At 51.7% G+C, this 19326-nt stretch carries 13 protein-coding genes; 2 read left to right on the top strand and 11 right to left on the bottom strand.

Going from position 1 to position 19326, the window contains the following annotated elements; all coding sequences use genetic code 11:
- Nucleotides 1–5: 5 nt before the first annotated feature.
- The 5 genes from rfbF to IR195_RS03725 form a co-directional block, all read right to left on the bottom strand.
- Nucleotides 6–782: a glucose-1-phosphate cytidylyltransferase gene (gene rfbF / locus IR195_RS03745; RefSeq protein ID WP_206048776.1), complete on the bottom strand. Its 777-nt coding sequence runs from the start codon at nt 780–782 to the stop codon at nt 6–8.
- Nucleotides 783–833: 51 nt separating this feature from the next.
- Nucleotides 834–1895, bottom strand: a complete 1062-nt coding sequence (locus IR195_RS03740) for an NAD-dependent epimerase/dehydratase family protein (protein ID WP_125745772.1) — start codon at nt 1893–1895, stop codon at nt 834–836.
- A 78-nt stretch (nt 1896–1973) separates the two neighbouring features.
- Complete coding sequence (locus IR195_RS03735) at nt 1974–2975, bottom strand: glycosyltransferase family 2 protein (RefSeq protein WP_206048775.1); 1002 nt, start codon at nt 2973–2975, stop codon at nt 1974–1976.
- 605 nt (nt 2976–3580) lie between these two features.
- Complete coding sequence (gene recA / locus IR195_RS03730; RefSeq protein WP_125745767.1) at nt 3581–4642, bottom strand: recombinase RecA; 1062 nt, start codon at nt 4640–4642, stop codon at nt 3581–3583.
- Nucleotides 4643–4731: 89 nt separating this feature from the next.
- On the bottom strand, nt 4732–5265 hold the full coding sequence (locus IR195_RS03725) for a CinA family protein (RefSeq protein WP_206048774.1): 534 nt from the start codon (nt 5263–5265) through the stop codon (nt 4732–4734).
- A 161-nt stretch (nt 5266–5426) separates the two neighbouring features.
- Here IR195_RS03725 and mutS point away from each other — a divergent pair, with 161 nt between their 5' ends.
- Both mutS and fdxA read left to right on the top strand, forming a co-directional pair.
- Complete coding sequence (gene mutS, locus IR195_RS03720) at nt 5427–7994, top strand: DNA mismatch repair protein MutS (RefSeq protein ID WP_146944679.1); 2568 nt, start codon at nt 5427–5429, stop codon at nt 7992–7994.
- A gap of 156 nt (nt 7995–8150) precedes the next feature.
- Complete coding sequence (fdxA, locus tag IR195_RS03715) at nt 8151–8474, top strand: ferredoxin FdxA (protein ID WP_009722190.1); 324 nt, start codon at nt 8151–8153, stop codon at nt 8472–8474.
- A 262-nt stretch (nt 8475–8736) separates the two neighbouring features.
- Here the strand turns inward: fdxA and IR195_RS03710 are convergent, their stop codons facing one another.
- From IR195_RS03710 to gltB, 6 genes are all read right to left on the bottom strand, one after another.
- Nucleotides 8737–8895, bottom strand: a complete 159-nt coding sequence (locus IR195_RS03710) for a hypothetical protein (protein ID WP_164517059.1) — start codon at nt 8893–8895, stop codon at nt 8737–8739.
- Between the two features lie 27 nt (nt 8896–8922).
- The gene (eno, locus tag IR195_RS03705) at nt 8923–10212 is read right to left on the bottom strand and encodes a phosphopyruvate hydratase (protein WP_125745761.1); all 1290 of its coding nucleotides are present in this window, start codon (nt 10210–10212) and stop codon (nt 8923–8925) included.
- A 70-nt stretch (nt 10213–10282) separates the two neighbouring features.
- Nucleotides 10283–11152 (bottom strand): 3-deoxy-8-phosphooctulonate synthase, encoded by an 870-nt coding sequence (gene kdsA / locus IR195_RS03700; protein WP_206048773.1) that lies wholly within the window; start codon nt 11150–11152, stop codon nt 10283–10285.
- 17 nt (nt 11153–11169) lie between these two features.
- Nucleotides 11170–12825, bottom strand: a complete 1656-nt coding sequence (locus IR195_RS03695; RefSeq protein WP_125745757.1) for a CTP synthase — start codon at nt 12823–12825, stop codon at nt 11170–11172.
- Nucleotides 12826–12963: 138 nt separating this feature from the next.
- Nucleotides 12964–14382 (bottom strand): FAD-dependent oxidoreductase, encoded by a 1419-nt coding sequence (locus IR195_RS03690; RefSeq protein ID WP_125745755.1) that lies wholly within the window; start codon nt 14380–14382, stop codon nt 12964–12966.
- Between the two features lie 33 nt (nt 14383–14415).
- On the bottom strand, nt 14416–18873 hold the full coding sequence (gene gltB / locus IR195_RS03685; protein WP_206048772.1) for a glutamate synthase large subunit: 4458 nt from the start codon (nt 18871–18873) through the stop codon (nt 14416–14418).
- Nucleotides 18874–19326 lie beyond the last annotated feature (453 nt).

Here is a 19326-nt window from a genome sequence, read left to right as displayed (position 1 = left end):
GTGATTCATTCCTTCCAAAGCTTCCAGGGGGCTCCTTCCGACCAAGCAGCCTCAAGCACCATTTTGTCCCTCAAAGTATCCATGCTTTGCCAGTATCCGTTGTGATGGAAGTATCCTAATCTGCCCGCTTTAATCATTTGCTGCATAGGCTCGTTTTCCCATACAGTCTGACTATCGTTAATCGTCTCAAAGACTTCCGGGTCACAGACAAAAAAGCCGCCGTTGATCAGGCCACCATCGATTTCTCCCTTTTCGCGAAAGCCCTCCACCTGATGGTTGCCTTCCTGCAAGCGCAGTGCACCATAGCGGCCCGGCTGCGTGACTGCCGTCAGGGTGCACCAATTTTTTGAGGCCAGATGAGAATCGATCAGCGCGGTAATGTTCAGGTCGCTCAGCCCATCGCCATAGGTCAAGCAGAAAGGCTCATCCGCCAGTAAATGCATGGCCTTCTTAAGCCGCCCACCTGTCATGGCATCGGCGCCGGTATCCAATACGGTGACTTTCCAGTCATCGTTCACGCTTTGAAGCCAGTCTACTTTGCCTGTTTTCAGGTCGATGGTGTAATCGGTTCGATTACCGCGATAATTGAGAAAGTAGTCGCGAATATACTCAACCTTATAGCCCCCCAGCACGACGAAGTCCTTCAGGCCGTGGTGGGCATACATTTTCATGATGTGCCAAAGAATTGGCCGCCCCCCTACCTCCACCATCGGCTTTGGACGAACCGTCGTTTCTTCACTCAAACGTGTGCCAAACCCTCCCGCAAAAATTGCAACTTTCATGATTTAGCCTCCATTGCAGGCATCTAAGTAACTAAGGAAGAGCCAAGCTAATCAGTGGGGTACTCCATTACGAATTTGCCAATTTAGACTCTCGGACAGGCGACCCTCGTCGATATGCGCTTGTAGCGCATGCAGACGCACATAGCGTGAAGTTCGGAATTGGGCATCAGTAAACTTCATGCCTTTTAGTCCGTTAACTACCCCCATTATCGAATCCAAAAGTGTCATTTTTGGCTGATGTTCAGGCGCTAGCCTAGCGAATAGGCTGAAATCTACTTGGTAGGAACGGCTGTCCGCCGGTGCTTGGGTATTGATACTCAGAGTGGTACCGGGAACTGCTTGGGCAACCGCTGCCGCTAGATCCCGTATCTGGTGGTTACGTTCATTAGAGCCGGTATTGATAGTGAGGATACGCCCCCCATTTTCGGGCTTACGCTGTATCGCCCAACTAATGGCTCTTGCCATATCGGCGACATCGATCAAGGGCCGCCAGGGCGACCCATCGCTAAGCACGGTAATATGCTGCTGGCTAAGCGCGCAGGCGACAAAATCGTTGAGCACTAAATCCAGGCGTAGACGCTCCGACATTCCACAGGCGGTCGCAAAGCGTAAACTAGTAATCACCATGTCCCCTTCGATGCCCGCCAAGGCTTCTTCTGCCGCAATTTTCGAACAGGCATAGGCGGTGACCGGAGCGACAGCATCTGTTTCACAACGCGGCGCACCAACAGCAACGCCATAAATACTGCAACTCGATGCAAACACGAAGTTTTCCACTCCTGCTTGAGCCGCTGCCTTGGCCATGGCTACCGTAGCGTATTGATTGACGTCAGCTGTGACAGCAGAAAAACGATCTCCCATAGGATCATTGGAGATAGCGGCTAGCTGAACCACGGCCGTGTAGCCCGCAAAAAAGTCAGCGGAAATATCCCTAACGTCGCCCAAAAACTGTTGGGCGAGATAACGCTCAGGAAGGAAATCAGCTCCCGTGAGACAGTGCGCGAAATAGGCATTGTCGTAACCATCAAGAGTGGCAGATGGATAGCGTGCGGCTAGTTCTCTTACTAATACAGAGCCGACGTATCCCATATTGCCTACGATTAAAATTTTCAAAGGATCACCTATTTTTTAGCATCAGGTCATCAGAGCGCCAAGCATTACCACGATCCTTGCTTAAAGCTTTTTAAGCTTTCATCCTGTTTTTTTCTTTAAGCTTTCTTTATCTGGAATCAGCTGATCTAACAGCCACGTGGAAGTTTGCTTCTTTTCGATAGGCGTATCTGCGGCCTCAGGCGCAGGATAAAACCACAAACTCTCCAACATTCCATGCAAAACTATATTGGCCTTACGGACTTCGCCTCTAAACAACAATATAAAAAACAACCGAAAAACTCGATAAACCTCCGAAACCATAAGGTATCGATAATGTGGAAAGTGACGATATTTACGGGCGATATAAATTTTATTTCTAATAAAGTGTCGATATAATTTCAAGCGCGCCGGATTATTTTCAGTGAGAATGCTAATAGGACCATTTTCTTGACGTAAATGCTGCACCTTACTCATACCTACAACGTAGCCGGGGTTATCTTGCGTAACTCTTAAGGTAAATTCGCTGTCTTCCCCCCATATGAACATTGCGGTAATTGGTAAACCATGCTCTGCCAAGGTAGCTCGCGGCAGCAGTATTGAAACGAAAGTAGCACGATGCACCGCCACGACACCTAGTTCAAGCAGCTCATGCCAGTCGCGATAACCAATAACATTTTTCAAAGGACTTATAATAGGTGTATTAGTAACCAAACCATTTTCAGTGAAAGCCTGGGAGAGAAGAAAAGCTGGTGTTTTTCCTTTATCTTTAAGCGTTTCATTAGCTAATAGCAAGAAGTGAAGTGCATCCGAATCGGGTATGACATCATCATCCATGGTCCAAATAAAATCAGCACCCTCTTGATAGGCGAGGCGCATACCTGCATTAAATCCCCCAGAGGCGCCAACATTATCCTTCAGAACATGCACCATAAGACCAGGGTAATTACTTTCGGACAACATCTTTTGGGTACCATCACTGCTTGCATTATCAATGACGATGACACGATCACAAGAGCGGCACTGGGAATATACTGCATCGAGACATCGCTTCAGTAGTTCCTTTCGATTATAAGTAAGGATTACCGCGAATACTTTATGCATAGCACATTATCCCCAAAGATGAACTTTTTCTTAGCACGACAAATATTAGCCTTTAAAATTAACCAACAGGCTATCCATCGTATTAAAAGTTTTATCTCATTATTTTTATAATTCTATAAATATCCCCTAACCACAATAATCAAAGTTTCGCCTTAGAAACGTAGCAGCCGTAGAAACATAGCAGCCGTAGAAACATAGCAGCAACGGCGACCAGCCTCGGTTACACTTTGAAACCTTATGAAATTAAAATTTACATTTAAAAAATAAGCGACGTGTTTTTTTCTGTCAAGCACATGAACGGATCAAAAGTCTAGTTTGCAGTACCATTTTTCTCATTTCAGAAAAGCAAAAGGGGCACCTTTTTAGGCACCCCTTTTTTCATGCTAAAAATATAGGCTAAGCCCATCGCTACGCTTAGCTTGCTACTACTCGGCAGCAATCTCATCAAGCTGAAAAGGTTTTCGCCGCAACTTGCCCGCTAGTTCAGCGCGAGAGTATTCGCCCTGAAATAGCAACTGAATCGCCACTTCTCGTTGCGTCAACTCACCGCTGAAAGAAAACATGTCGTTTAATTAACAGCTTAGAGAACAGCAACATAAAGAGACTTACAGCAAATCATCATCACTCTCAGCGGCGACATCTACCTCTGGGGCTTCTTCTTTTTTTGCATCCGGCGGAGCAAGCAGTTGCGCTCGGATTTGCGCTTCAATTTCTTCCATGGTTTCAGGATGCTCTTCTAAATACTGAGCTGCATTGGCTTTGCCCTGGCCAATTTTTTTGCCTTTGTAGCTATACCACGCGCCCGCCTTGTCTACCAAGCTGCACTGGACGCCTAGGTCAATAACCTCGCCCGCATGGTAGATCCCCTTACCGTAGAGGATTTGGAACTCAGCCTGACGGAATGGCGGCGCCACTTTATTTTTAACTACCTTCACTCGGGTTTCGTTACCAGTGACTTCGTCACCCGATTTTACGGAGCCTGTACGCCGGATATCCAGACGCACGCTGGAATAGAATTTAAGCGCGTTACCGCCGGTCGTGGTTTCGGGCGAACCAAACATCACACCGATCTTCATGCGGATCTGGTTGATAAACATCACTAAACAATTAGCGTTTTTGATATTACCGGTAATTTTACGCAATGCCTGAGACATTAAACGTGCTTGCAGACCAACGTGGGAGTCGCCCATTTCGCCTTCGATTTCAGCACGCGGCGTTAATGCAGCCACTGAGTCGATCACGATCACATCTACCCCGCCGGACCTTACCAACATGTCGGTAATCTCCAGCGCTTGCTCACCAGTATCGGGCTGGGAAACCAGCAAGTCGTCGAGATTAACTCCGAGCTTTTCTGCATAGCTTGGGTCCAGAGCGTGCTCTGCATCGACGAACGCACAGACTTTGCCCTGCTTTTGCGCCTGCGCAATGACTGACAGAGTCAGCGTCGTTTTACCTGATGACTCGGGGCCATAAATTTCACATACGCGCCCAAACGGCAGCCCGCCGATACCAAGCGCAATATCAAGCCCCAATGAACCGGTGGAAACAGACGGCATTATCACGCGCGGGGCATCGCCAAGGCGCATAACGGTTCCCTTACCAAACTGGCGATCAATCTGGCTAAGTGCAGCATTTAGCGCTTTGGTGCGGTTGTCATCCTGAGCCATGCAGAAATTCCTCATCACAAACTGTATAATTAGACAGTAGTATGCCAAAGATTAGCGGCTAAACAAATCCTCAGCACCATATTTAATGGTTATTTCTTTTCACTGTCGCTGGCCTGAGCCATTAAGCGCGCAACTAGGCCTGCCAAGGCTTCACGTACGGCTTGCTCACGTACCGCTTGTCGATCACCATGAAAGTGGAAACACGCTGCCTGTTGGCTTTCTGCACTGCCCCAGGAAAGCCATACGGTACCCACAGGCTTCTCTTGGCTACCACCATCAGGGCCAGCCACGCCGCTGACGGCAACCGCTAAATCAGCCCCACTTGCTAAACAAGCACCTTTGACCATTGCATTGACTACCTGTTCGCTGACCGCGCCATGGGCTTCGATAAGCGCCTCGGGCACATCCAACATGCGTGTTTTAGCCGTATTGGAGTAGGTTATATAACCCGCTGTAAAATACGCAGAGCTACCTGCCACAGAGGTAATTGCGCTAGCGATGCCACCGCCTGTACAAGACTCCGCAGTAGAAACTTCAACCCCAAGCTGCTGACACAGCCTTCCCAATCGTTGAGCAAGCAGTGATAGGTCAAGATTCTTCAGGCTTGAAACGCTAGGTGCCATGGTGACTCCTTCATGTGAGACCTCAGTTCAGCGTAGAATACCGTGTTTAACTTTCTCAAAGAAATTGCTCAAAGAAATTGCGCAAAGAAGTCGTTTAAAGTAACTGCCAAAGAACATGTCGCAAGCTGAAACTGCTTGCGCAACGCTCAACCAGGACACCCATGTCACAGGCCAGCCCCGCTCATACGCCAATGATGGCGCAGTATCTTAAGATCAAACGCGATCACCCCGAGGTACTTCTGTTTTACCGAATGGGGGATTTTTACGAGTTATTTTTCGATGATGCCAAGCGCGCCGCAATGTTGTTGGATATCACCCTTACCCAGCGCGGTCAGTCAGGCGGCAAACCGATTCCTATGGCAGGTGTGCCCTACCATAGCGCTGAGGGCTATTTAGCCCGTTTGGTATCAGCCGGTGAATCCGTCGCTATTTGCGAGCAAGTCGGCGACCCTGCCACCAGTAAAGGCCCCGTTGATCGACAAGTAGTGCGTATTGTCACCCCAGGCACGCTTCACGATGAAGCCTTACTGGATGCTCGCCGAGATAACGTACTGGTCGCCGTTGCGCCTGGCAAAGACGGCTGGGGCCTTGCATGGCTGGAGCTCTCCAGTGGGCGCTTCAATGTCCTGGAAGTAGAAAGTGAAGCCGAGATGCTGGCAGAACTGACCCGCCTGTCGCCTGCCGAACTGTTAGTACCCGAAAGCTTGACCCTGCCCGACGCATGGTCACAAAAGCGCAGCCTACGACGCCAAGGAGAGTGGCTGTTTGACTTAGACAGCGCCACGCGCAGCCTATGCGATCAGTTTGAAGTCCAGGATTTACGCGGCTTTGGATGTGCGCACTTAACCAGCGCCCTTATCGCCGCGGGCGTACTGATTGATTACGCCCGAGATACTCAACGTTCACGACTTCCCCACGTAACGGCCATTAGTGTCGAAAATCGTGATGATGCCGTAGTGATTGACGCGGCCAGTCGACGTAACCTGGAAATTGACATTAACCTCGGCGGCAACAGCGATAACACCCTGGCCAGCGTACTAGACACCTGTACCACCGCAATGGGTTCACGGTTACTAAAGCGCTGGCTTAACCGCCCACTGCGCCAACGTAATGTTGTGGAAGGACGTCACGCGGGCGTAGCGCTGCTCTCTATTGAAGCAGCCTACCTACCGCTACGCGATACATTGAGTGATGTAGGCGATGTCGAGCGCATCCTGGCCCGCGTCGCCCTCTATAGCGCGCGCCCCAGAGATTTGGCGCGCCTGCGCGACGCCCTGGCAACGCTACCTGCACTTGAGCAATTACTAAGCGAAATTGATAGTGGTAGCGCTATCGATGGCCTGAAACCTCACATTCGCCCCTACCCGGAAATAGCCGATACCTTAACTCGCGCACTGGTTGAAAACCCGCCGGTAGTCATTCGCGATGGCGGCGTAATTGCGAACGGCTTTGACGCCGAGCTAGATGAACACCGCGGCATGGCTGAAAATGCCGGTGACTACTTAGTGCAGTTAGAGCTTCGCGAGCGCGAACGCACTGGCCTGGCCAATTTGAAAGTCGGCTATAACCGGGTTCATGGCTACTTTATTGAACTACCTCGCTCTCAAGCTCAGCAGGCACCCGCCGACTACATCCGTCGTCAAACACTAAAAAATGCTGAACGCTTTATTATTCCGGAACTTAAAGAGTTTGAAGATAAAGCACTTTCAGCCAAGTCCAGGGCCCTCACGCGAGAGAAATGGCTCTACGAGCGCCTGATGGGCGAACTCAACGCAGTGCTTCACGCCCTGCAAAGCACCTCGCGGGCATTGGCTGAACTTGACGTGCTCTGCGCCTTTGCCGAGCGCGCAGAGGCACTCAACTGGGTAAGGCCCCAGCTACAAGATGCCACTGGCCTTAGAATTACTGCTGGACGGCATCCCGTGGTCGAACATGTCAGCGATACACCGTTTGTACCCAACGATGTCACGCTAACACCCGACCAGCACATGTTGATTATCACCGGTCCCAACATGGGCGGTAAATCAACCTATATGCGCCAGACCGCGCTCATCGCGCTGTTGGCGCATAGCGGCAGCTTCGTACCCGCTGATAGCGCTGAAATAGGCCCTGTAGATCGTATCTTTACCCGTATAGGCTCGTCAGATGATCTAGCGGGGGGGCGCTCTACATTTATGGTAGAAATGACCGAAACCGCTAATATTCTGCACAATGCTACCGAGCATAGCTTGGTATTAATGGACGAAATTGGTCGTGGCACTAGCACTTTCGACGGCCTTTCACTGGCCTGGGCAAGCGCTGAATACCTAGCCGACGCAAAGGCACTCACCCTGTTTGCCACGCACTATTTTGAAATGACCGCACTACCGGAACAGGCCGAAGGTGTGGCAAACATTCACCTAACAGCCACCGAGCACGGCGACAGCATCGTATTCATGCACCGCATTGAAGCGGGTCCTGCGAGCCAGAGCTATGGCTTACAGGTAGCCCAGTTGGCAGGTGTTCCCAGCCATGTGATCCGTAGAGCCCGTGAGAAACTAATGGCCCTAGAGCAGCGCGATGTGGATGAGTTACAGCGCCCAAGTGGCGTTTCCGCAACACCGCAACAAAACGATTTGTTCGCCAGCGCTCCGCACCCCGTGGTGGAAGCGTTAGACAAGGCCGATATAGATGATTTAACACCCCGCGAAGCGCTAGCACTGCTATATCAGTGGCGAGAGCTGCTGTAATGGTATGAAAAGGAAAGCCATGAGCGCTTGCCGCCGCGTAAGGGCACCACTAGAATGTCGCCCATACTGTTTTATATTATAAGAAACGGCCGATTTATAACCATTAACTATTGACCACGACCGGGAAGCTCCCGGTCCCGCAAGAGGGATAGCAAGATGACGTTTGTCGTTACCGAGAACTGCATCCAGTGCAAATACACCGACTGTGTTGAAGTCTGTCCGGTCGACTGCTTCTACGAAGGCCCCAACTTCCTGGTCATTCACCCAGACGAGTGTATTGACTGCGCCCTGTGTGAACCGGAGTGCCCCGCAGAAGCTATCTTCTCAGAAGATGAGCTACCGGATGGCCAAGAACAGTTTATAGAGATTAATGCCGAATTAGCCGATGTATGGCCGAATATTGCTGAGAAAAAAGACCCGCTGCCCGATGCCGAAGAGTGGGATGGCAAAACAGGTAAGCTGGAAAAGCTAGAGCGCTAATCCTATAAGCCGCACATTTCCGGACCAGCGTTCGCGCTGGTTTTTTTTGTGTGCCACGAGCTGGGCGCACAAAAAAAGGCGGCCCGTAGGCCGCCCGCTCCAAGCACTTCCTCTGACCACTCCCTGTGTCAAACTCCTCAGATACAATCCTTGCCAGAGCCCACATCACTGTGTCACCTAGCGTATCTGACCTGCATCCCGTTGCATCCTGCCTGAAGCATCCTTGCCTCCCCTGTCCTGAATGCATTGTGGCAGAAAGCCGTTACAACTCAAGCAGACCAAAACGGCAACAGGCGAACCACTGCGGCTCGCCTGCTAACAAAAAACCAATAAAAATCAAAAACATAACCAAAAACAGAGAAGACATTTGAGCAGTTGGCACCGGCATTTGTAAGATATCTCTTACAAAATCTTGAGACATCTCTTACACGCCGGCACCCATTTTCGCTTACTGTCCTTTAATGGCTTTCAAGCCGGGGTACGCCACATCGCCCAATTCCGCTTCGATAACAAGCAGGCGGTTATATTTCGCGACGCGGTCGGAACGGCACAGAGAGCCCGTTTTAATTTGGCCAGCACAGGTGCCCACTGCCAAATCGGCAATCGTAGTATCTTCAGTTTCGCCACTACGGTGTGAAATAACCGCAGTAAAACCAGCGTCTTGGGCCATTTTGATCGCATCCAGCGTTTCAGATAGCGAACCAATCTGGTTGAACTTGATTAGAATTGAATTACCAATTTGCTCGTCGATACCACGCTTAAGAATCTTGGTATTGGTAACAAACAGATCGTCGCCAACCAGCTGTACTTTATCGCCCAACTTGTCAGTCAGTGCCTTCCAGCCTACCCAATCTGATTCATCCATACCATCTTCGATGGAAACGATCGGATAGTCCGCACAGAGGCCCGCCAGGTAATCGGCAAATCCTTCAGCATCGTAGCTTTTGCCTTCGCCGGAAAGGTTGTACTGGCCATCTTTATAGAACTCGGAAGAGGCACAGTCTAGCGCCAAGGTAACGTCTTTACCCAGTGCATAACCGGCATCAGCAACAGCTTGCTTAATGACCGCTAGGGCATCTGCGTTAGATGCTAGATTGGGGGCAAAACCGCCTTCGTCACCCACGGACGTAGAAAGGCCTTTAGCAGACAGTACTTTTTTCAGCGCGTGGAAAATTTCCGCACCCATTCGCAGGCCTTCGCGGAAGTTTGCCGCCCCTACTGGCTGTACCATGAATTCCTGGATATCAACGTTATTATCGGCGTGCTCACCACCGTTAAGAATGTTCATCATCGGTACCGGCATGCTGTACTGACCCGGCTGGCCATAAAGCTCGGCAATATGTGCATATAGCGGCACACCTTTAGCGTTAGCAGCGGCTTTAGCAGCAGCCAACGACACCGCTAGAATGGCATTCGCCCCCAGATTCGCCTTATTTTCAGTGCCATCTAGGGCTAGCATTGCGTCGTCCAGCCCACGCTGATCACGCGCATCCATTCCTAACAACGCACCACTGATTTTGCCATTCACGGCCTCAACGGCTTTTAAAACGCCTTTGCCAAGGTAGCGTGTCTTGTCGCCATCGCGCAGCTCGAGCGCTTCGCGGGAGCCTGTAGAAGCACCGCTTGGCGCACATGCTTCACCTACGGCGCCACTTTCCAGACGAACCATGGCCTGAACGGTCGGGTTGCCGCGGGAATCAAGCACTTCTAGTGCGCTGATTTCAACAATTTTGGTCATAACAGTATCCTTTGGTTGTCAGTCTAATGGATGATTGTGGGTCCAATGTATACCATATTTGCTGGCGCGGTTAACGAATGGTCAAAGGCGTAAACCCTTTCACCAAGGCGTCTAACTGCGAAAGCTGAGTCAAAAATGGCTCTAATTGATCTAATGGCAGTGCGCAGGGTCCATCACACTTAGCGTTATCTGGATCAGGGTGAGCTTCTAAGAAGATCCCCGCCAAACCAACGGCCACCCCCGCACGAGCCAACTCTGCCACTTGAGCACGACGACCATCGGCACTGTCCGCACGGCCACCAGGGCGCTGTAAGGCGTGGGTGACATCGAAGAACACCGGGTAACCGGTCTGTTTCATATCCCCAACACCCAGCATATCCACCACTAGGTTGTTGTAGCCGAAGCTGGTACCACGCTCGCATAGCATCAGACGGTCGTTACCAGCTTCCTGAAACTTGGTAAGGATATGACGCATTTCGTGGGGTGCTAGAAACTGTGGTTTTTTGATATTAATCGCCGCGCCGGTATTGGCCATCGCCACCACTAGATCGGTCTGACGGGCAAGAAACGCTGGCAGTTGAATAATGTCAGCGACTTCAGCCGCAGGCTCTGCCTGCCAGGGCTCATGAACGTCAGTAATGATGGGCACGCCATAGCGCGCTTTAATATCCGCTAGGATCTGCAAACCTTTTTCTAGCCCAGGCCCACGGTAAGAGTGGATAGAACTACGGTTTGCTTTATCAAAGCTTGCCTTAAAAACATAAGGCATCCCGAGCTTTTGCGTCACATTAACGTAGGCCTGTGCCACCTCATCAGCAAGCGTCGCCGACTCCAGCACATTCATGCCGCCTAATAACATTAGCGGCAAAGAATTGCCGGCGGTTAGGCCGGCAACGTTAATATGACGCTCTGGAAAGGATGTTTGAGAAGTCGAAGCCATGTTATTCGCTCTCCCTCTTATTCCTGAGTCGTTGTATGAGCGCGCGTACGTGCCGTTTTATGCTCTAAGGCAGCATTAACAAACCCAGAGAACAGCGGGTGCCCGTCACGTGGTGTCGAGGTGAATTCCGGATGGAATTGACACGCTACGTACCAAGGGTGGTCAGCCAACTCGACGACTTCTACCAAGGACTGATCGACGCTCTTGCCTGAAATGACCAGGCCTGCCTGCTCTAACTCATCAACAAACTGGTTATTGACTTCAAAGCGGTGGCGATGACGCTCGACAATCTCATCAGCACCGTAGGCTTCGCGAGCTTTGCTGCCGGATTTCAAGTGACAGACCTGACCGCCTAGACGCATAGTGCCGCCTAAGTCAGACGCGGCGTCACGCAGCTCGATCTTACCTTCAGCATTAATCCACTCGGTAATCAGGCCCACCACCGGGTGCTTGGTGTCGTGGGTGAATTCTGTTGAGTTAGCGTCTTTCCAACCAGCCACGTTGCGGGCAAATTCGATGACGGCTACCTGCATACCCAAACAAATACCCAGGTAGGGAATGTTGTTTTCACGCGCGAACTGAGCGGTAAGAATTTTGCCTTCCACACCGCGCTCGCCAAAGCCGCCAGGAACCAGGATGGCATCTTTGCCAGCTAACCGCTCGGTACCGTGACGCTCGATATCTTCGGAGTCGATATAGTCGACATTGACCTTAATACGCCCTTGAATGCCTGCGTGAATAAGCGCTTCGTTAAGCGACTTATAGGCGTCCAGCAGCTCCATGTATTTACCGACCATGGCAATGCTTACCGACTTCAGCGGATTCAATTTGGAATCCAGCACTTTGACCCATTCGGAAAGGTCGGCAGGCTCTGCTTCAAGACGCAGCTTATCGCAAACAATGTCGTCCAGACCGTGCTCGTGCAGCATCAGCGGAATCCGATAAATAGTGTCGGCATCCTGCAACGGCACAACGGCACGCTCTTCCACGTTAGTGAACAGGGCGATTTTACGGCGCTCACTCTCTTCTAGCTCTACTTCACTACGGCAAATCAAAATATCCGGCTGGATACCAATCGAGCGTAGCTCTTTGACACTGTGCTGAGTCGGTTTGGTCTTGGTCTCGCCTGCCGTCTTGATATACGGCACCAGCGTCAGGTGCATGTAAATCGCCCGACTAGCGCCAAGCTCACTACGGATCTGGCGAATAGACTCTAAGAATGGCAGCGATTCAATATCACCCACCGTGCCACCGATTTCTACCAGCGCCACATCAAAGCCTTCACCGCCAGCATAGACGCGCTGTTTGATTTCATCGGTGATATGCGGGATGACCTGAACGGTACCGCCCAAGTAATCACCACGGCGCTCTTTGCGCAGTACATTCTCGTACACGCGCCCCGTCGTGAAGTTATTCCCTTGGGTCATTTTGGTGCGAATAAAACGCTCATAGTGCCCTAAGTCCAAGTCCGTCTCGGCGCCATCTTCGGTGACGAACACCTCGCCGTGCTGGAAAGGACTCATGGTGCCCGGATCCACGTTGATGTAGGGGTCGAGCTTGAGCATGGTGACCTTAAGGCCGCGGGCCTCTAGAATCGCCGCCAGCGAGGCCGACGCGATGCCCTTGCCAAGAGAGGACACAACGCCGCCGGTCACGAAGATATATCGTGTCATGGAAAACCTGTCGAAACGTGATCAAAAGGCGTAACAGAAAGCCACACCAGGATGGGATGACAGAATAGCAGAGTACGCCTAAAGGCTCAATTTGAACTGCAGGTGGCAGAGGGGCGAAGACGCCCCTCACTATCAAAACTAAACCCCAAGGTAATCCAAAATCCCCTCAGCAGCCTGGCGGCCTTCGTAAATCGCGGTGACCACCAGGTCAGAGCCGCGCACCATATCGCCACCGGCAAAAATTTTCTCGTTGCTGGTTTGGTAAGCGTACTGACCATGCTCTGGCGCTTTTACGCGATCACGCTCATCGACCTGAATGTTGGCGCTATCGAACCACGGTGCAGGGCTTGCCTGAAAACCAAACGCTACCACGACTGCGTCGGCGGCAATAATCTCTTCAGACCCAGGCACGACTTCAGGACGGCGACGGCCATTTTCATCGGGCTCACCCAAACGGGTACGCACGACCTTAACTCCTTCGACCTGCTCTTCTCCCACCACCGCAACCGGCTGACGGTTGAACAGAAATTCAACGCCCTCTTCACGCGCATTGGCGACTTCACGACGGGAGCCCGGCATGTTTTCTTCATCACGGCGATAAGCGCAGATCACGCTGTCGGCGCGCTGGCGAATAGAGGTGCGATTACAATCCATCGCCGTATCACCACCGCCAAGCACTACCACTCGTTTACCTTCCATCGAGATAAAATCGTTAGGATCTTTTTCAAAGCCTAAACGACGATTCACGTTGGCAATTAGGAAGTCGAGCGCTTTATACACGCCAGGTAAATCTTCGCCAGGGAAGCCACCTTCCATGTACTTGTAAGTGCCCATTCCCAGGAAAACAGCATCGTACTCCTGCAGCAGCGTATCGAATTCGATGTCGGTACCAATTTCGGTATTCAGACGAAACTCGACGCCCATCTCTTCAAAAACAGCGCGCCGACGCTCCATGACGTTCTTTTCCAGCTTGAACTCTGGAATACCAAAGGTGAGCAGACCGCCAATCTCGGGATATTTATCAAACACGACAGGCTTGACACCGTTACGTGCCAGAATATCAGCGCAACCAAGGCCCGCAGGCCCCGCACCTACGATGGCGACCTTCTTATCGGTCCACTCCACCTTAGACATATCCGGGCGCCAACCCATTGCAAACGCGGTGTCGGTGATGTACTTCTCTACCGACCCAATGGTCACCGCACCAAAGCCATCGTTCAGCGTACAGTCGCCTTCACACAAACGATCTTGCGGGCACACGCGGCCACACACTTCCGGCAATGAGTTGGTTTTATGCGAAAGCTCGGCTGCTTCAATAATATTGCCTTCCACCACTAGCTGAAGCCAGTTGGGAATGTAGTTATGTACCGGGCACTTCCACTCGCAATACGGATTACCACAGTGCAAGCAACGGTGTGCCTGACTCGCCGCATCGGTGGGCTTAAAGGGCTCGTAAATTTCAGCGAACTCTTTTGACCGTGTGTGTGCGGCTTTTTTCTGTGGGTCTTGGCGACCCACATCAACAAACTGGAAATCGTTATTTAAACGGTTAGCCATGATTTCTCTCCTCGAAGCGTAGACTCTGGCGGGTTATTCCGGCTGACGCCGAGATTGATTCAGCAAACTACCCAAACTTGCCGCTTTTGGCTTAACTAGCCAGAAGTGGCGCGCGTAGTCGCCAAAGTCTTCCAGAATCGCCGCACCTCTAGCGGACCCTGTCGCCGCAACGTAGGCTTCGATCATTTCACGCAAATGACGGCGATACGCTTCCATCGCTTCGGTATTGACCCGGTGAATTTCGACCAGCTCGTGGTTGTACTTGTCCACAAAGGTACGGTCTTCATCCAATACGTAAGCAAAACCACCGGTCATGCCCGCGCCAAAGTTAACACCCGTTTCACCCAATACGCAGACCAATCCCCCAGTCATGTATTCACAACAGTGATCACCTGCACCTTCAATCACAGCAGTCGCGCCAGAGTTGCGCACGGCAAAACGCTCACCCGCAGTACCTGCAGCAAACAGCGTGCCGCCTGTCGCACCATACAGGCAGGTGTTACCGATAATGGCGGTTTTATGGCTTTCAAACTGGCTAACCTTGGGCGGCACAATCACAATGCTGCCGCCATTCATGCCTTTGCCCACGTAGTCGTTGGCATCGCCCTCAAGATAGAGATTTAAGCCGCGGGCGTTCCACACCCCGAAACTTTGCCCAGCCACCCCGGTAAAGCGCGCAGTGACCGGAGCGGATTCCAGGCCATCTTCACCGTAGCGTTTGGCAATTGCGCCAGAGCTCAATGCACCTACGCTGCGGTCGCAGTTAGTAATAGTGAAGTCAAACTCACCTCCAGACTGGCTTTCAATGGCCTCTTTCAGTGCTGCCAACACTTCCTGGTTCTTAGCACCCGGGTCATGGGGCACATTACGACTCACCTTACAAAACTGCGGTGCATCTGCAGGCACAAAATCATTCGAAAGCAGTGGCGCTAGATCCAATTTACGCTGAGCAGCCGTGTTGCCTTCCAACACTTCAAGCAAATCGGTGCGACCAATCAGATCTGTCAGCTGACGCACCCCTAACATCGCCATCAGTTCACGCACTTCTTCAGCAATAAAGCGGAAGTAGTTTTTCACCATATCGACAGTGCCGCGGAAGTGCTCACCACGCAGGAAGTCATCTTGCGTTGCTACGCCGGTGGCGCAGTTATTCAGGTGGCATATACGCAGGAACTTACAGCCCAATGCCACCATCGGCGCAGTACCAAAGCCAAAGCTTTCAGCCCCCAAAATCGCCGCCTTAACGACATCAAGCCCCGTTTTGAGACCACCATCAGTCTGCAGGCGAATCTTATCGCGCAGGCCGTTAATACGTAGCGCTTGGTGCACTTCAGGTAACCCAAGCTCCCAAGGAGAGCCCGCGTGCTTGATAGAGGTCAATGGGCTTGCCGCGGTACCACCGTCGTAACCAGAAACAGTGATCAGATCTGCATAGGCCTTCGCCACACCGGTGGCAATGGTGCCAATGCCTGGCTCAGAGACCAGTTTCACGGAAACCTGGGCATCGGGATTGACTTGTTTGAGATCAAAAATCAGCTGCGCCAAGTCTTCAATCGAGTAAATATCGTGGTGTGGAGGCGGTGAAATCAGCGTCACACCTGGCACCGCGTAGCGCAGCCGGGCAATCAACTGGTTCACTTTACCGCCTGGCAACTGGCCACCTTCACCGGGCTTGGCACCCTGGGCAACTTTGATCTGCAGTACTTCCGCATTGACCAAATAGGCCGGAGTAACACCGAAGCGGCCAGAAGCAATCTGCTTGATTTTCGAACTACGGATGGTGCCGTAGCGGGCAGGGTCTTCACCACCCTCGCCAGAGTTGGAGCGCCCGCCCGCCTCGTTCATCGCTTGGGCCAACGCCTCATGAGCTTCCGGAGACAGCGCGCCTAGCGACATCCCTGCGCTATCAAAGCGCGGAATCAACGCCTCAACCGGCTCAACATCCTCTAATGGAATGGGCGTTGCAGCAGGTTTGAGCTGCAGCAAATCACGAATAGTGGCAACCGGACGCTCGTTGACCAACTGAGCAAATTTTTTCCACTTTGCGTAGCTGCCTTCTTGCACCGCCGCCTGAAGCGACTTCACGACATCAGGGTTGTAGGCATGATATTCGTAGCCATGCACATACTTCAGCATACCGCCTTGAGAAATGCCTTTGCGGGCAATCCAGGCATCCTTGGCCAGTAACTCCTGCTGCATTTGCAGCTCAGCAAAGCCAGCGCCCTTAATCCGGGATGCCATGCCGACAAAGCAGGTCTCCATAATCTCGTCGGATAGCCCCACCGCTTCGAACAGCATAGAGCCACGGTAGGAAGCTAACGTTGAGATACCCATCTTCGAAAGAATTTTGAACAACCCTTTCTGCAGACCTTTGCGGTAATTCTCGCGAGCATCGGCAGGGTTGCCTGTTAGCTCACCAGTGCGATGCATATCGGCCATAACCTGATAAGCGAGCCACGGGTACACTGCCGTCGCGCCCACACCAAACAGCACGGCCATTTGATGGGCATCCCTTGCATAGCCGGTTTCCACCACAATGTTGGCATTCGGCCGCAGCGCCAAACGACCAAGATGAGAGTGAACAGCCCCCACCGCCAACGCTGCCTGAATGGGCAACTGCCCTTTTGGAAGGTCAGCATCGGTCAACACCAAAATCACCTTGCCCGCTTTTACCTGCGCTTCAGCTTCTCGGCAAAGTAAAGTCACTGCCTGCTGCAGACTAGTGTGCTCCGGGTCGTAGCCGAGCGACAGCGTGTGGCTAGCGAAGGCAGGGTCATCCTGACTGACCAGCGCCGTAAATTTACGAGGAGATAGGACAGGCGTTGTCAAAATCAAACGGTGGGCATGCTCAGGCGTTGCCTTAAAGACGTTCAGCTCCGCACCACAGCAGGTCTCCAGCGACATAACAATCGCTTCACGAAGAGGGTCGATCGGCGGATTGGTCACCTGGGCAAACTTTTGACGGAAGAAATCAGTTAATAGACGTGGGCGACTAGACAGCACCGCCATGGGGGTATCATCACCCATCGAGCCAACCGCCTCCTGACCACTTTCTGCCAGCGGGCGCAGCACCTGATCACGCTCTTCAAAGCTCACCTGGAACATTTTCTGCTGAACATTAAGTGCGTCAGTGTCCATTGTCTGGAAACGCGCAAGCTCAGTCAGCGCTGACTCTAGGTAATTAGCTTCCTGCTTGAGCCAGCGCTTGTAGGGGTAAGCCGACTTCAGGCGATTATCAATATCCTGGGTGTGCAGCACTTCACCGGTCTGAGTGTCTACCGCCAGCATCTGGCCTGGGCCAACGCGGCCCTTAGCGACAACGTCCTCAGGGCGATAACCATAAGTGCCAATCTCAGACGCTAGCGTAATGTAGCCATTCTTGGTAATCACCCAGCGTGCTGGGCGAAGGCCGTTGCGATCCAGCATACAAACAGCTTGGCGACCGTCAGTCATTACCACACCGGCCGGACCATCCCAAGGTTCCATGTGCATGGAGTTGTATTCATAGAACGCGCGCAATTCGGCGTCCATGGTCTCAACGTTTTGCCAAGCAGGCGGCACCATCATGCGCACCGCACGATGTAGCTCCATACCGCCAGTCAACAGTACTTCCAGCATGTTATCCATGCTTGAGGAGTCTGACCCGGTGGTATTAACAATTTCCTCAAGCTCAGCAATATCAGGCAGGCGCTCATTAACAAAGTTGGCTTTACGCGAGTTTGCCCAGCCGCGGTTGGCCTCAATCGTATTGATCTCGCCATTATGCGCCAATAGACGGAATGGCTGAGCCAACGGCCAGCGCGGCGCAGTGTTCGTAGAGAAACGCTGGTGGAACACGCAAATGGCGGTTTCCAGACTTGGGTCATTTAAATCTTTATAGAATGCCGGCAAGTCTTCCGGCATAACTAAGCCTTTATAGGAAACAACTTCCGATGAGAGCGAAGCAACATAAAAGTCTTCATCGCTACGTAGCGCTTGCTCTGCATAACGGCGCGCCATAAACAGATCGACGTCGAAGCGATCACTGCTTAAATTTCCGCTACCAGCCGGCTGAACAAACAGCTGCTCAATTCGCGGTAGACAGTCCAGCGCCATCGGACCACATACGCTCGAATCAGTGGGCACTTCGCGCCAGCCCAATACCTCTAAGCCACGGCTGCTTAGTTCGCGCTCAAGGGTTTCTTTAGCATGAGCGGCACGTGCATCGTCATCTGGCAAAAAGATAACGCCTACAGCGAAACGCTCGCCAAGCTCCTTATCAAGTGCTTGCTTCGCGGCAGCGCGCATGAATTGCACCGGCATTTTCAGCAGCAAGCCGCAACCGTCACCGGTTTTACCGTCGGCCGCAATACCGCCGCGATGGGTCATGCAGGTAAGTGATTCAATAGCAGTTTTCAGCAAGTCGTGACTGGCCTGCCCTTCCATATGGGCAATAAGGCCAAAGCCACAGTTATCGCGAAACTCGCCAGGCTGGTGAAGACCTCTATTCATGGGCGTGCCCCTAGTCAACGTATATTTATTTAGCAGCTTTTTCATGTTATGGTAGCGGGTTTTTCTTATTTTTTTATCCATTAAAGCCCATCAAAAAAAGGGCATTTCCCGCTTTCACTGCATCAAGAAAAGGTCACTCAGCATAGCGATTTGCCTGCGTGTAGCGCAATCACTCAAAACCCGCCAACCCTTAAAAAACCTTGTCAAATCGTGCATTTGCATTCGAAGACAATTAAAAAACATATTAACTTCAACCACTTGCAAACCAGCTAAACGATATTTAAACGATAAAATTTAATAATTAGACTTTAGTCTCGATTTGTCAAAAAAACCCATGCCGATAGCGCATAAGGCATGCTGATTACATACGGAATGATCATCACTTAACGCCAGACAACAAAAAACCCACGCGATGGTGGGTTTTACGTGCAGCTTTGTTTGTTAAAACTATTT

Origin of the sequence: Vreelandella venusta (genome assembly GCF_015689495.1) — a bacterium.
In the GTDB taxonomy this organism is placed as follows: Bacteria; Pseudomonadota; Gammaproteobacteria; order Pseudomonadales; family Halomonadaceae; genus Vreelandella; species Vreelandella venusta.
The sequence above is the reverse complement of the archived record's forward strand: the minus strand, read 5'-3'. Positions and strand labels throughout refer to the sequence as shown.